The following is a 16,171-nucleotide window of genomic DNA, read 5'->3' on the forward strand; positions in this document are numbered from 1 at the left end:
GACGGTGCTCCGGTCCAAAGGGGGCGATCGAGCTTGCGGGGGCCCGCCGGGGTGTCAGTCCCCCGGCGGGCCCGGTCTGCGCCGGGCCGGTTCAGGCCCGAGGCTGGTCAGTTCAGGCCCAACTCCTCGTCGAGCAGGCTGAACAGCTCGTCCGCGGTGGCCGAGCTCAACTCGGCGTCGGCGGCCGGGTCGGCGGTGGCGGCCGCCTCAGGCTGCTGGGTCTCGGTCCACATCGACAGCAGGGTGCGCAGGCGGGTGGTGATGCTCCGGCGGTCCTCGTCCCCCGGGGTGAGGGTGGCGAGCACCGACTCCAGGCGGTCCAACTCCGCACCGATCGGCAGGGCCGGGCCGCCGGCCGCCTCGTCCTGGCGGGTCTCCTCGCGCAGGTAGCCGGCCAGCGCCACGGGTGTCGGGTAGTCGAAGATCAGCGTGACCGGCAGCCGCAGCCCGGCCAGCCCGCCCAGGCGGTTGCGCAGGTCGACGGCGGTCAGCGAGTCGAAGCCCAACTCGACGAAGCCGCGCTCCGGTTCGATCGCCTCGGCGTTGCCGTAGCCCAGCACCGCGGCCACCTGGCCGCGCACCAGGTCCAGCAGCAGGCGATCCCGCTCGGCGTCCGGCAGGCCGCGCAACCGCTCGGCCAGCGAACTCTGTTCGGTCGCCTCCGCGCCCCGTCCGGCCGCTCCGGCCGCCCCGGCGGACGCCGGGCGGCGGACCGGGATCCGGACCAGACCGCGCAGCAGGTGCGGCACCAGCTCGGGGTCGCCCTGGCCGCGCAGCACCGCCGCGTCCAGCCGCATCGGGACCAGCACCGGGTCGTCCAGTCCCAGCGCCAGCTCGAAGAGCTCCATGCCCTCCTTGGGCGCCAGCGGGGCGAACCCGGCCCGGGCCAGCCTGGCCACGTCCGCCTCGTCCAGACCGCCGGCCATGCCGCCGTCCGTCGCCCACAGGCCCCAGGCCAGCGAACCGGCCGCCAGACCCAGCGCCCTGCGGTGCTGGGCCAGCGCGTCCAGGAAGGTGTTGGCGGCGGCGTAGTTGCCCTGTCCCGCGCCGCCGAAGACACCGGAGGACGAGGAGAACAGCACGAACATGGCCAGATTCTGATGCTGCGTCAGATCGTGCAGGTGCCAGGCCGCGTCCACCTTGGGGCGCAGCACGGTGTCCAGCCGCTCGGGCGTCAGCGCGGAGATCACGCCGTCGTCCAGCACGCCGGCGGTGTGCACGACCGCGGTCAGCGGCCGCTCGGCCGGCACGGCGGCCAGCAGCGTGGCAAGCGCCTTCCGGTCGGCCGCGTCGCACGCGGCGAGCTCCACCTGGGCACCCAACTCACCGAGCTCCGCGACGAGTTCCGTCGCTCCCGGGGCGTCGGCCCCGCGCCGGCTGGTGAGCAGCAGGTGCCGGGCGCCGTGCTCGGTGACCAGCCGGCGGGCGACCAGCGCGCCGAGCGCGCCGGTTCCGCCGGTGACCAGCACCGTGCCGGTCGGGTCGAGCAGGCTCGCCCGCTCGGTCGGTGCGGCGGGCACCCGGCCCAGCCGGAACCCGTGCGGCAGGCCCGCCCGGACGGCCAGTTGCGGCTCGCCGGTGGCCAGTGCCGCCGGCAGGTCGCGCCGCGGGTCGGCGTCGGCGTCCAGGTCGACCAGCACGATCCGGTCGGGGTTCTCGGCCTGGGCGGAGCGCAGCAGACCCCAGACCGGGGCGTGCACCAGATCGGTGACGCCGGCGTCCTCGCCGGTCGCCACCGCGCCCCGGGTGACGACGATCAGGCGGGTGTCGGCGAGGCGGTCCTCGGCGAGCCAGGACTGGACCAGCGCCAACGCCCGGTGCACGGCGGTCCGGGCCACCTCGGCCAGCTCCGGCCCGGTGCCGTCCGGCGCGACGCACGGGACGACCACGGCCTCGGGCGCCGCACCGCTCGCCACCAGCGCGGCGAGGTCGGGGTGCACGGTCAGCTCGCGGCCGAACGCGCCCAGCGCCTGGGCCTGGGTCTCATCGCCCAGCACCGCCCAGTTCTCCGGCGCCGAGGCGGCCACCGGCGGCAGCGCCACCCACTCCGGGCGGAACAGCGACTCGTGGAACGCGGCCTGCGCGGAGCGCAGTTGCTCGGCCGAGACGGCCCGCAGCACCAGCGCGTCCACCGACGCCACCGGACGTCCGGCCTCGTCGGCCAGCTCCAACGACACCCCGTCCGTCCCGGCCGGCGTCAGCCGCACCCGCAGCGCGGCCGCGCCGGCGGCGTGCAGGCGGACCCCGCTCCAGGAGAACGGCAGCCGGGCCCGGCCCGCGTCCTGGTCGGCGCGCGCGACGACGCCGCCCAGGCCCACCCCGTGCAGCGCCGCGTCGAGCAGCGCCGGGTGCAGGCTGAACGCGGCGGTGTCCAGACCCAGTTGGTGCGGACCGTGCGCGTCCGGTGCCGATCCGGCCGTGGCGGGCCGGATCTCGGCGAAGACCTCGCCGTCGCGACGCCAGGCCCGCTGCAGCCCCTGGAAGAGCGGGCCGTACTCCAGCCCGGCCGCCGCCATCCCGGCATAGAAGTCGGCGAGGTCGATCGGCTCGGCGTCGACCGGCGGCCAGCTGGCCAGATCGAAGCCGGCCGGCTGCGCGCCGGAGCTGAGCAGGCCGGTGGCGTGCCGGGTCCACGGCTCTTCGGCGCTCGCGTCCTCATGGCGCGAGTGCAGGGTCAGCGGGCGGCTGCCGGAGTCGTCCGGCGCGCCGACCGTGATCCGCAGCTGGACGCCGCCGCGCTCCGGCAGGATCAGCGGTGCGGCCAGCGTGAGTTCGTCCAGCAGGTCGCAGCCGAGTTCCTCGCCCACCCGCAGCGCCAGCTCGACGAAGGCCGTGCCGGGCAGTAGCACCGAGCCCATCACGGCGTGGTCGGCCAGCCACGACTGGGTGGAGATCCCGAGCCGGCCGGTGAAGACGAAGCCGCCGGAGTCCGGCAGTTCGACCGCCGCACCGAGCAGCGGGTGCCCGGTGGGGTCGACGCCGGCGGTGGCCAGGTCACCGAGCGAGACGCCCATGTCCAGCCAGTACCGCTCCTTCTGGAAGGCGTAGGTGGGCAGGTCGACCCGCTGGGCGCCGTGCCCGGCGAAGGCCGTCGCCCAGTCGACCGCCGTGCCCTGCACGTAGGCCTGGGCCACCGCCGTCACCAGCGTCCGCGCCTCCGGACGGCCCGCCCGCAGCGCCGCCGCGAAGACCGCCGGTTCGGCCACGCACTCCTGGCCCATGGCCGCCAGCACACCCTCGGGACCGAGTTCCAAGTACCGGGTGACGCCGCGCGCCTCCAGGGTCCGGACCGCGTCGGCGAACCGGACGGCCTCGCGGACGTGGCGCACCCAGTACTCGGGCGAGGTCAGGTCCGCGCCCTGGTCGAGCGTCGAGACGATCGGGATCCGCGGCTCGTGGAACTCCAACCGCGCGGCGATCGCGCGGAACTCGGCCAGCATCGGCTCCATCAGCGGCGAGTGGAACGCGTGGCTGACGGTCAGCCGCTTCGTCTTGCGACCGTCGGCCGCCAGCTTCTCCGCGACCTCAAGCACTGCCTGCTCGGCACCCGAAATCACCACGGCCGACGGCCCGTTGACAGCGGCGATACCGACATCCGCGCGGCCCGTCAGCAGCGCCAGCACCTCGTCCTCGGCCGCCTGCACCGCCACCATCGCACCGCCCGTGGGCAGTTGCTGCATCAGGCGACCGCGCGCGGCGACCAGCTCGGCCGCGTCGCTCAGGGACAGCACACCCGCGACGTGCGCGGCGGCCAGCTCACCGATCGAGTGCCCGGCCAGGAAGTCGGGCCGCACACCCCAGGATTCGACCAGCCGGAACAGCGCCACCTCGACCGCGAAGAGCGCGGGCTGGGTGTAGGCCGTCCGGTCGATCAGCGCGTCGGCCTCCAACAGCGGCGTCTCAAGGTACTTGTCCAGCTCCGCGCGGACCGCGTCGTAGGCCTGGGCGAACGCCGGGAAAGCGCTGTACAGTTCGGCGCCCATCCCGGCTCGCTGGCTGCCCTGGCCGGTGAAGAGGAAGGCGGTGCGCCCTGCACCGGCCGAACCCTGCACCAGGTTCGCGCCGGGCGCCGTCCCGGACGCCAGCGCGTCCAGCGCGCTCAGGAACTCCGCCCGGTCGTCGGCCACCAGCACCGCACGCTGCTCCAGCGCGGCCCGGGTGGTCGCCAGCGAGTAGCCGACGTCGACCGGGCGCGCCTGAGGCTGCTCCAGCAGCCGGGCGCGCAGCCGGGCGGCCTGTGCCCGCAGCGCCGGCTCGCCCTTGGCGGAGAGCACCCAGGGCACCACCGGCGCCGACCCGGACGCCTCGGCGGCCGGCTCCGTGCCGACCTCCGGCGCCTGCTCGAGCACGGTGTGCGCGTTGGTGCCGCTGATGCCGAAGGAGGAGACCGCGACGCGGCGCGGACGTCCGGTCTGCGGCCACGGCCGGGCCTCGGTCAGCAGCTCCACCGCGCCGGCGGACCAGTCCACCTGCGGGGTGGGCTCGTCCACGTGCAGCGTCTTCGGCAGCACGCCGTGGCGCATCGCCTGCACCATCTTGATGATGCCCGCGACGCCGGAGGCCGCCTGGGTGTGTCCCAGGTTGGACTTGACCGACCCGAGCCAGAGCGGCCGGTCGGCGGAGTGCTCCTTGCCGTAGGTGGCGAGCAGTGCCTGGGCCTCGATCGGGTCGCCGAGCGCGGTGCCGGTACCGTGCGCCTCCACCGCGTCGACCTGATCGGCCGTCAGCCCGGCACTGGAGAGCGCTTGCCGGATCACCCGCTGCTGCGAGGGCCCGTTCGGCGCGGTCAGACCGTTGCTGGCGCCGTCCTGGTTGATCGCCGAGCCGCGCACGATCGCCAGCACCGGGTGCCCGTTGCGCCGGGCGTCGGAGAGCCGCTCGACCAGCAGCATGCCCGCGCCCTCGCCCCAGCCGGTGCCGTCCGCCGCCGCGGCGAAGGACTTGCAGCGGCCGTCCTCGGACAGGCCGCGCTGCCGGCTGAACTCGATGAAGGTGCCGGGGGTGAACATCACGGTCACACCGCCGGCCAGCGCCATCGCGCACTCGCCGTTGCGCAGCGCCTGGACCGCCAGGTGCAGCGCGACCAGCGAGGAGGAGCAGGCCGTGTCGACGGTGACCGCCGGGCCCTCCAGACCGAAGGTGTAGGAGACCCGCCCGGACACCACGCTGCTGGAACTACCGGTGCCGAGGTAGCCCTCGACCTCGTCCGGAGCGGCCCGCAGGCGGGTGCCGTAGTCGTGGTACATCACACCGGCGAAGACGCCGACCGAGGTGCCCCGCACGGTCGCCGGGTCGATCCCGGCCCGCTCGAAGGCCTCCCAGGAGGTCTCGAGCAGCAGCCGCTGCTGCGGGTCCATCGCCAGCGCCTCACGCGGCGAGATGCCGAAGAACGCCGGGTCGAAGTAGCTGGAGTCGTACAGGAACCCGCCCTCGCGGGTGTACGAGGTGCCCAGCGAGTCCGGGTCCGGGTCGTAGAGCGCGTCCAGGTCCCAGCCGCGGTCGGTGGGGAATCCGGCGATGCCGTCGCGTTCGGCGGCGATCAGCTGCCACAGCTCCTCGGGCGAGGACACCCCGCCCGGGTAGCGGCAGGCCATCGCGACGATGGCGATCGGGTCGTCATCGACCGCCGCCGCCGCTGCCGTCCGGACGGTGGCCGACTGCTGGGTGAACTCCGGCTGCGAGCCCAGCAGTTCGTCGCGCAGGTGGCCGGCCAGGGTGGCCGGGTTGGGGTAGTCGAAGATCAGCGTGGCGGGCAGCCGCAGTCCGGTCGCCGTGTTCAGCTGGTTGCGCAGCTCGACGGCGGTCAGCGAGTCGAAGCCCAGCTCCTTGAAGGCCCGGTCGGCGCCGACGGCCTCGGCACCGGAGTAGCCGAGCACGGCCGCGATCTGCCCGCGCACCAGCTCCAGCAGCGCCTCGCGCTGTTCGGCCACCGGCAGCGGGGCCAGCCGGGTGAGCAGCTCGGACTCGCCACCGACCGCGCCTGCGGCCACCGGCATCACGCTCCGGCGCAGCGGGGTGCGGACCAGCCCGCGCAGCAACGTGGGCAGCAGGCCCGCTGCCGCCTGCTCGCGCAGGGTGGCGGTCCGCAGGTGCATCGGCACCAGGACGGCGTCCGCGCCCTCGGCCGCCAGCGCGGCGTCGAACAGTGCCATGCCCTCGGCCGAACCGAGCGCGCCGAGACCCGAACGCTCCAGGCGGGCCAGGTCGTTCGCGTCCAGGTGGCCGCTGACACCGCTCTGCTGCGCCCACAGCCCCCAGTCGAGCGAGGTCGCCACCAGGCCCTGGGCCCGGCGGTAGTGCGCGAGCGCGTCCAGGAAGGCGTTGGCGGCGGCGTAGTTGCCCTGGCCCGGGCCACCGAAGAGACCGGCGGCCGAGGAGAAGAGCACGAAGGCCGACAGGTCGAGTCCGGCGGTCAACTCGTGCAGGTTCCAGGCTCCTTCGGCCTTCGGCCGGAGCACCTGCGCGATCCGCTCGGGGGTGAGCGAGGCGAGGATGCCGTCGTCGGTGATGCCCGCCGTGTGCACGACGGCACGCAGCGGCTGCGCCAGCTCGCTGCCGAGCAGCGCGGCAAGCGCCTCCCGGTCGGCGGCGTCGCAGGCCGCGACCGTCACCGAGGCGCCCAACTCGTCCAGATCGGCGATGAGTTCGGCCGCACCCGGGGCGTCGGCACCACGGCGGCTGGTGAGCAGCAGGTGCCGGACGCCGTGCTCGGTGACCAGGTGGCGGGCGAGCAAGGCACCGAGCGTGCCGGTGCCGCCGGTGATCAGGACGGTCCCGTCCGGCCCGAAGGCGGGGGCCTCGGCCGCCGCCTCGGGACGCGACGTGGACTCCACCCGGGCCAACCGCAGCGCGTGCGGCACGCCCTGACGGATCGCCAGCTGCGGCTCCTCGTGCGCCAGCACGGTGGTCAGCGCCCGCGCCGAGGCGGCGTCCTCGTCGAGGTCGACCAGGACGATCCGCGCGGGGCTCTCGGTCTGCGCCGAGCGCACCAGGCCCCAGGCGGCGGCGTGCGGCAGGTCGGTCCGGTCCGGGTCGTCGGCGGTCGCGACGGCGCCCCGGGTGACCAGCACCAGCTGCGTGTCGGCCGTCCGGTCCTCGGCCAGCCAAGCCTGCGCCAGCGCGAGCACCCGGTTCACGGTCGCGAGCACCGTCCCGGGCGTGTCAGCCGCCGGGGCGTCCGGGGCGTCCGGCACGAAGCACGGCACGATCACCGCGTCGGGGAGCGTCCCGGTCGCCAGCAGCGCGTCCAGGTCGGCGTAGGACGGCAGGTCGCGATCCAGGCCGTCCAGCGCCCGGGCACCGTCGCCGAGCACCGCCCAGCGTTCGCCCGCCGGGGCGGCGGCCGGGGCCAGCGCCACCCACTCCGGGCGGAACAGCGACTCGTGGAACGCGGCCTGCGCGGACCGCAGTTGCTCGGCCGACACGGCCCGCAGCACCAGCGCGTCCACCGACGCCACCGGACGTCCGGCCTCGTCGGCCAGCTCCAGCGACACCACGTCCGAGCCGGTCTTGGTCAGCCGCACCCGCAGGGCGCAGGCGCCGACCGCGAACAGCGAGACGCCCGTCCAGGAGAACGGCAGCCGGCCGTGCCAGTCGGTCTCGCCGTCGGTGTCGGCCATGCCGAGCGCGTGCAGCGCGGAGTCGAGCAGCGCCGGGTGCAGGCCGAACAGGCCGGCGTCGCCCTGCGCGTGCTCCGGCAACCTGACCTCGACGAAGACCTCGCCGTCGCCGCGCCAGACCCGGTGCAGGCCCTGGAAGGCCGGGCCGTACTCGAAGCCCAGCTCGATCAGCCCCTGGTAGTGGCCGTCCAGCTCGACCTCGGTCAGGCCGGGCGGCGGCCACTCGGCGAGGTCGAATGCGGCCGGCTGCGCGCCGGAGCCGAGCAGACCGGTCGCGTGCCGGGTCCACGGCTCTTCGGCCGGGACGTCCTCGCGCCGCGAGTACACGCTGAGCGCCCGCCGCCCGGACGCGTCCGGCGCGGCCACGGTCAGGCGCAGCTGGACCGCACCCTGCGCGGCCAGGATCAGCGGCGCCGTGAGGGTGAGCTCCTCCAGCAGGTCGCAGCCGACCTGCTCGCCCGCGCGCACGGCCATCTCGACGAAGGCCGTGCCGGGCAGCAGCACCGAGCCCATCACGGCGTGGTCGGCCAACCACGGGTGGGTACCGAGCGCGAGCCGGCCGGTGAACACCAGGCCACCGGAGTCCGGCAGTTCGGCCGCCGCGCCGAGCAACGGATGGTCGGTGGCACCGAGGCCCGCCATGGTGACGTCGCCGGCACCCAGCGCCGGGACATCGGGCCAGTAGTTCTCGTGCTGGAAGGCGTAGGTGGGCAGCTCGATCCGCTGGGCACCCTGGCCGGCGAAGACCGCGTCCCAGTCCACGGCCACGCCCTGCACGTAGGCCTGCGCGACGGCGGTGACCACGGCGCGCGCCTCCGGACGGCCCGCGCGCAGCACCGGCACGAACGACGCCGGCTCGGTCACGCACTCCTGGCCGATCGCGCTGAGCACACCGTCCGGGCCCAACTCCAGGTAACTCGTGACGCCCTGGGCGTCCAGCGTGTGCATCGCGTCGGCGAAGCGGACGGCCTCGCGGACGTGGCGCACCCAGTACTCGGGGGACGTCAGGTCAGCGGACTGGTCCAGCGTCGAGACGATCGGCAGCTGCGGCGGGTTGAACGTCAACTCCGAAGCGACAGCCAGGAACTCGGCCAGCATCGGCTCCATCAACGGCGAGTGGAACGCGTGACTGACCGTCAGCCGCTTCGTCTTTCGCCCCAACTCCGCCAACTGCCCGGCCACCTCGACCACAGCCGCCTCGGTGCCCGAAATCACCACCGAGGAAGGCCCGTTGACGGCAGCGACACCCACGTCCGTGCGGTCCGCGAGGAGCGGCAGCACCTCGTCCTCGGCCGCCTGGACGGCCACCATCGCGCCGCCTGCGGGCAGCGCCTGCATCAGACGGCCACGGGCGGCGACCAGCTTGGCCGCGTCGGCGAGCGAGAGAACGCCCGCAACGTGTGCGGCGGCCAGCTCACCGATCGAGTGGCCCGCCAGCACCTCGGGCCGCACACCCCACGACTCCAGCAGCCGGAACAGCGCCACCTCGACCGCGAACAACGCGGGCTGCGTGTACGCGGTCTGGTCGATCAGCTCACCCTCAGCGGCGAACATCACCTCGCGCAGCGGCCGTTCCAGGTGCTGGTCCAGGTGCGCGAACACCTCGTCCAGCGCATCCGCGAACACCGGGAAAGCGCTGTACAGCTCCGCGCCCATGCCCGGGCGCTGGCTCCCCTGCCCGGTGAAGAGGAACGCCGTACGCCCCAGCGCCGCCGTACCCTCCACCAACCCCGGAAAGCGCTCTCCCGCCACCAGCGCGGCCAACGCCGAGCGGTAGCCGTCCAGGTCCTCGGCCACCACGACCGCGCGGTGCTCCAGCGCGGCCCGCGTGGTGGCCAGCGAGTAGCCGACATCCACCGGCCGCGCCTCGGGCAGCGCCACCAGGTGGTCACTCAGCCGCTCCGCCTGGGCCGCCAGCGCCGCCTCGGTGCGAGCGGACAGCGGCCACGGCACCACCGGCGCCGTCACGGTCACCTCGGCGACCGGCGCCGCGCCGACCTCCGGCGCCTGCTCCAGCACGGTGTGCGCGTTGGTGCCGCTGATCCCGAAGGACGACACCGCCGCGCGACGCGGCCGACCGGTCTCCGGCCACGGCCGGGCCTCGGTCAGCAGCTCCACCGCGCCGGCGGACCAGTCCACTTGCCGCGAAGGCTCGTCCACGTGCAGCGTCTTGGGCAGCACGCCGTGCCGCATCGCCAGGACCATCTTGATGATGCCCGCGACACCGGCCGCCGCCTGGGTGTGTCCCAGGTTCGACTTCACCGAACCCAGCCACAGCGGTTGGTCCGTCGGCCGGTCCTGCCCATAGGTCGCCAGCAGCGCCTGCGCCTCGATCGGGTCGCCCAGCGCCGTACCCGTCCCGTGCGCCTCGACCACGTCCACCTGATCGGCCGTCAGCCCGGCACTGGAAAGCGCTTGCCGGATCACCCGCTGCTGCGAGGGACCGTTCGGCGCCGTCAGACCGTTCGAAGCGCCATCCTGGTTCACCGCCGAACCGCGCACGATCGCCAGCACGGGATGCCCGTTGCGACGGGCGTCGGAGAGCCGCTCGACCAGCAGCATGCCCGCACCCTCGCCCCAGCCCGTACCGTCGGCCGCCGCCGCGAACGCCTTGCAGCGCCCATCCGCCGCCAGCCCACGCTGCCGGCTGAAGTCGATGAACGACCCCGGCGTCGACATCACCGTCACACCACCGGCCAGCGCCAGCGAGCACTCGCCCGCCCGCAGCGCCTGGATCGCCCAGTGCAGCGCGACCAGCGAGGACGAACACGCCGTGTCCACCGTGACCGCCGGCCCCTCCAGCCCCAGGCTGTAGGAGACCCGCCCCGACATCACACTCGCCGCGTTGCCGGTGCCCAGGAAGCCCTCGGAGCCGTCCGGTGCCATCAGGATGAGCGGCAGGTAGTCCTGACCATTGGTACCGGTGAACACACCGGTCCGGCTGCCACGCAACGCGGCCGGGTCGATCCCGGCCCGCTCGAACGCCTCCCAGGAGACCTCCAGCAGCAACCGCTGCTGCGGATCCATCGCCAGCGCCTCACGCGGCGAGATCCCGAAGAAGCCGGCATCGAAAGCACCCGCCGCCGCCAGGAAACCACCCTCCCGCACGTAGGTGGTGTCGGGATGCTCGGGGTCGGGGTGGTAGATCGCGTCCAGGTCCCAACTGCGGTCAGTGGGAAAGTCGGTGAGCGCGTCGGTGCCGTCCGCGAGCAGCCGCCAGAGGTCCTCGGGCGTGCTCACCCCACCCGCGAACCGGCAGGCCATGCCGACGATCGCGATCGGGTCGTCATCGACCGGGCGCCCCTCGGCCGCCGCCAGGACAGCGGTCTCCCCGACCGTGCCGAGGAGTTCGACACAGAGCTGCTCGGCGAGAGCGGTGGCGTTGGGGTAGTCGAAGACCAGCGTCGCCGACAGCTTCAGACCGGTCAGCGCGGCGATCAGATTGCGCAGCTCCACCGCTGTCAGCGAGTCGAAGCCCAACTCCCGGAAAGCCCTCGCCGGCTCCACCGCCTCCGGCCCCGGGTACCCGAGCACCGCCGCCACCTGCGTCCGCACGAAGTCCAACGCGAGCCGCGCACGTTCACCACCGGAGGCGGCCGCCAGCCGCTGCCGCAGCGACCCGGCATCCGACGGCTCGCCGTCCTTCGTGTCGGCCTCCGCCATCGCCTGCACCGCCTCGGGCAGTTCGGCGAAGAAGGTGCTCGGCCGGATCGCGGTGTACTGCGGTGCGAACCGGTCCCAGCGGAGGTCCACCACCAGCGAGTAGGTCTCGTCGTGATCGAGCGCGTGCTGCAGCGCGGTGATCGCCAGCTCTGGCGCCAGCGCCGGCATCCCGGCCCGGCGCAGCCGCTCGGTGACCACCGCGTCCCCCGCCATGCCGCCCTCGGCCCAGGCACCCCAGGCCACCGAGGTGGCAGGCAGACCGGCGGCCCGACGCTGCTCGGCCAGCGCGTCCAGGAAAGCGTTCGCCGCCGCGTAGTTCCCCTGCCCGGGGCCGCCGAAGGCACCCGCGAAGGAGGAGAACAGCACGAACGCGGACAGGTCCAGCTCGCGGGTCAGCTCGTCCAGGTTGACCGCGGCATCCACCTTGGGACGCAGCACGCCCGCCAACCGCTCAGGCGTCAGCGCGTCCAGCACACCGTCATCCAGCACGCCGGCGGCGTGCACCACCGTGGTCAGCGGGAACTCGGCCGGGATCGCGGCCAGCAGCTCCGCGAGCGCGCCACGATCCGCCACATCACACGCGGCCACCGTCACCCGCGCGCCCAGCGCGGTCAGCTCGGCCTCGAGCTCGGCCGCACCCGCCGCCTCGCGACCCCGCCGGCTGGTCAGCACCAGATGCTCGACGCCGGCCTTGACCAACCACCGCGCGACATGCGCACCCAGCGCACCGGTACCACCCGTGACCAGCGCCGTCCCGCGCGGAGCGAACCCCGCAACCACCGCCTCGGCCCGGGCCGCCTCGACCCGCGGCGCACGCAGCAACCGGCGCGCCAGAATCCCGGAGGAACGGATCGCCAGATGGTCCTCGGCACCCAGGCCACCCAGCACGGCCACCAACCGGCCCAACGCCCGCTCATCGAGCGTCTCCGGGAGATCGACCAGACCGCCCCAACGCTCGGGATACTCCTGCGCCACCACCCGGCCCAGACCCCAGACCGGCGCCTGTGCCGGCGAGTCCAGGCGATCGGACCGCCCGGTCGACACCGCGCCCCGGGTCGCACACCACAGCGGCGCCCCGATCCCGGCGTCCCCCAGCGCCTGAACCAGCGCCAGCGTGCCGGAGAGCCCGGCCGGCACCGACGGCAGACCAGGGCACGCGCCCTCCTGCAACGCCACCAGCGAGAGCACCCCGGCAACCGGCTGCCCATCCGCCGCGCACGCGGCACGCAGCAGCTCGGCCAGCTCGGCACGGCCCGTGGACGCCGCATCCCAGGTGATCTGACCAACCGTCACACCGCACTGGACAAGCGCCTGTTCGACGGCGTCCGAGCACTCCTGACCCGCTCCACCAGCCGGGACCACCAGCAGCCAGTGACCCGCGACCACGGCCGCCGGCGCCTCCGAGGTCGGCCGCCAACCGATCCGGTAGCGCCAACCGTCCACCGTGGAACGATCCCGGCTCTGCCGACGCCAAGCGGTCAACGCCGGCAGCACCGAACTCAGCGGCTGATCACCGTCCAGCGCCAGCGTGCTGGTGAGCGCTTCCAAGTCACCGCGCTCCACGGCCGCCCAGAACCGGGCGTCCACCGCGTCACTCTCGGACGACCCGGCCACCGCGGTCTCCGCCCAGGCAGCGGCGGTCGGCCAGTAGCGGCGGCGCTGGAAAGCGTAGGTGGGCAGGTCCACCTGGCGGGCACCGCGGTCGGCGTACAGCGCCCGCCAGTCGACGGCCGTGCCCCGCACGAAGACCTGGGCGAGGGCGGTGGTCAGCGCCTGGACCTCGGGTCGGTCGCCGCGCAGCACCGGCGCGAACACCGCATCGCCGCCGACGCACTCCTGACCCATCGCGCTGAGCACCCCGTCCGGGCCCAACTCCAGGTAACTCGTGACGCCCTGGGCCTCCAGCGTGCGCATCGCGTCGGCGAACCGCACCGCCTCGCGCACATGCCGCACCCAGTACTCGGGCGACGTCAGATCGGCGCCCTGGTCCAGCGTCGAGACGATCGGCAACTGTGGCGCGTTGAACGTCAACTCCGAAGCGACAGACCGGAACTCGGCCAGCATCGGCGCCATCAGCGGCGAGTGGAACGCGTGGCTGACCGTCAGCCGCTTCGTCTTGCGCCCCAACTCCGCCAACTGCCCGGCCACCTCGACCACGGCTGCCTCGGCACCCGAAATCACCACCGAGGAAGGCCCGTTGACCGCAGCGACAGCCACATCCGAGCGCCCCGCCAGCAGCGGCAGCACCTCGTCCTCAGCCGCCTGCACCGCCACCATCGCACCACCGGACGGCAACGCCTGCATCAACCGCCCGCGCGCCACCACCAACTTCGCCGCATCCGCCAGCGACAGCACACCCGCGACATGCGCGGCCGCCAACTCACCGATCGAGTGACCAGCCAGGACGTCCGGCCGCACCCCGAACGACTCGACCAGCCGGAACAGCGCCACCTCGATCGCGAACAGCGCCGGCTGGGTGTACGCGGTCTGGTCGATCAGCGCCGAAGCATCCTTCAGCGGCGTCTCCAGGTGCCGGTCCAGCTCCGCACAGACCGCGTCATGGGCGGCCGCGAACACCGGGAAAGCGCTGTACAGCTCCGCGCCCATCCCAGCCCGCTGGCTGCCCTGCCCGGTGAACAGGAACGCCGTGCGGCGCTCCGCCGCCGAGCCCCGCACCACGCCGGCGGCCGGCTCGCCCGCCGCCAGTGCGCCGAGCCCGCGCAGGAACTCCGCGCGGTCGCTCGCCACCAGCACCGCGCGCTGCTCCAGCGCGGCCCGGCCGGTCGCCAACGAGTAGCCCACGTCCAGCGGTTCGAGCCCGGGGTCGGCCGCCAGCCGGTCCCGCAGCCGGGCTGCCTGCGCGCGCAGCGCGTCCTCGGTGCGCCCGGCGAGCTGCCAGGCCAGCACGGCGGGGAGCACAGCGGCCGGCTCAACGGCCGGCTCGACGACGGCCTCAGCGGTCGCCTCGACGGCGGGGGCCTGCTCGACAATGACGTGCGCGTTGGTGCCGCTCACCCCGAACGAGGAGATGCCGACCCGGCGCGGCTGCCCGGTCTCCGGCCACGGCTGGGCCTCGGTGAGCACCTCGACCGCACCCGCCGACCAGTCCACCTGCGACGAGGGCCGGTCCACGTGCAGCGTCTTGGGCAGCACGCCGTGCCGGATCGCCATGACCATCTTGATCAGACCGGCGACGCCCGCCGCGGCCTGGGTGTGCCCGAGGTTGGACTTGATCGAGCCGATCAGCAGCGGCCGGCCCTCGGGGCGGCCCTGGCCGTAGGTGGCCAGCAGGGCCTGCGCCTCGATCGGGTCGCCCAGCCGGGTACCGGTGCCGTGCGCCTCGACGGCGTCCACCTGATCCGGCGTCAGCCGGGCGCTGGCGAGCGCCTGGAGGATGACGCGCTGCTGCGACGGCCCGTTCGGCGCCGTCAGACCGTTCGAAGCGCCGTCCTGGTTGACGGCGCTACCGCGCACGATCGCCAGCACCGGATGCCCGTTGCGACGAGCGTCCGACAGCCGCTCGACGAGCAGCATGCCGACGCCCTCGCCCCAGCCCGTACCGTCGGCGGCGTCCGCGAAGGCCTTGCACCGGCCGTCGGCGGCCAGTCCGCGCTGGCGGCTGAAGTCGATCAGGTTGCCCGGGGTGTTCATCACCGTGACAGCGCCGGCCAGCGCCAGCGAGCACTCGCCGTTGCGCAGCGCCTGCACCGCCAGGTGCAGGGCGACCAGCGAGGACGAGCAGGCGGTGTCGACGGTGACCGCCGGACCCTCCAGCCCGAAGGTGTAGGAGAGCCGCCCGGCCAGCACGCTGGCCGCGTTGCCGGTGCCGAGATAGCCCTGGACGTCGTCCGTGGAGTTGAGCAGGACCGCCAGGTAGTCCTGGCCGTTGGTCCCGGCGAAGACGCCGGTCCGGCTGCCCTTGAGCCCGGTCGGGTCGATGCCGGACCGCTCGAACGCCTCCCAGGCCGCTTCGAGCAGCAGCCGCTGCTGCGGGTCCATGGCGAGCGCCTCGCGCGGCGAGATCCCGAAGACCGCCGGATCGAACTCGGCGACGTCGTGCAGGAAGCCGCCCTCGCGCGTGTAGGAGGTGCCGACGGAGTCCGGGTCGGGGTCGTACAGCGCGTCCAGGTCCCAGCCGCGGTCAGTGGGGAATTCGGAGATCGCGTCGTGGCCGCCGGCGACCAGCTGCCACAGCTCCTCGGGCGAGGTGACCCCGCCGGGGAGCCGGCAGCTCATGCCGACGATGGCGATCGGCTCCTGGTCCTTGGCCTCCACCTCGCGCAGCCGCAGCCGCGTCTGTGCCAGGTCGGCCGTCACCCGCTTGAGGTAGCTGCGGAGTGTCTCTTCATTCGCCATTTCGTGACCTCATTACGGCATTCCGGCTGCGCGCGGGTGCGCCCACGCAGAAGGTTTTTCCGACGCTTTCGGGCGGGCGACGAAACGTCCTGGGCACAGTCCCGCCGACGACGGCCACCCGGAGCGCCGCGAAGCCCCGGGCGGCGGCTGCCCCGCGCGGGGGCAACGCGTCCGCCAGAGGCTTCACCAGGTCCGAACTGCCGTGGTCATCGCGCCCGATCGGCAGCAGGCCCGACACTCCTGCCATCTGCGACGCTCCAACGGGTCTCCGGTCGAACTGCCTGCCCAGGCGCGGTCAGGGCAGTCGACACGACGTTTTCCGGCGTCACGGTAGAGCGGCCGGATCGGAGCGCCAACCCCTACCCTGCCCCTAGGGCCGCCTGGCCGCCGCGCCGTTCCCGACGGATCGTCAGCACCCGGACGGCCGCCCCGAGCACCCTGATCGACAAGGGGCGCGCGTAGGGGTTGATCGGCCGCTGGACAGGGGTCGAAGGGGGCAGCTAGGAGGCGAATCGGGGGGCTGCGGATTTGCC

The 16,171-nt window shown here is 74.1% G+C and carries 1 protein-coding gene; it reads right to left on the reverse strand.

Annotated features, from left to right (window positions below; all coding sequences use genetic code 11):
- Positions 1-107 precede the first annotated feature (107 nt).
- The gene (locus tag ABH937_RS00615; protein WP_370216743.1) at positions 108-15,638 is read right to left on the reverse strand and encodes a type I polyketide synthase; all 15,531 of its coding nucleotides are present in this window, start codon (positions 15,636-15,638) and stop codon (positions 108-110) included.
- Positions 15,639-16,171: the final 533 nt, after the last annotated feature.

It is taken from the genome of Kitasatospora sp. GAS1066B, assembly GCF_041262605.1.
In the GTDB taxonomy this organism is placed as follows: Bacteria; Actinomycetota; Actinomycetes; order Streptomycetales; family Streptomycetaceae; genus Kitasatospora.

What these genes read in the sequence shown, in the direction of transcription:
- ABH937_RS00615 (WP_370216743.1), bottom strand. Translation starts at nt 15,638, where the DNA reads ATGGCGAATGAAGAGACACTCCGCAGCTACCTCAAGCGGGTGACGGCC.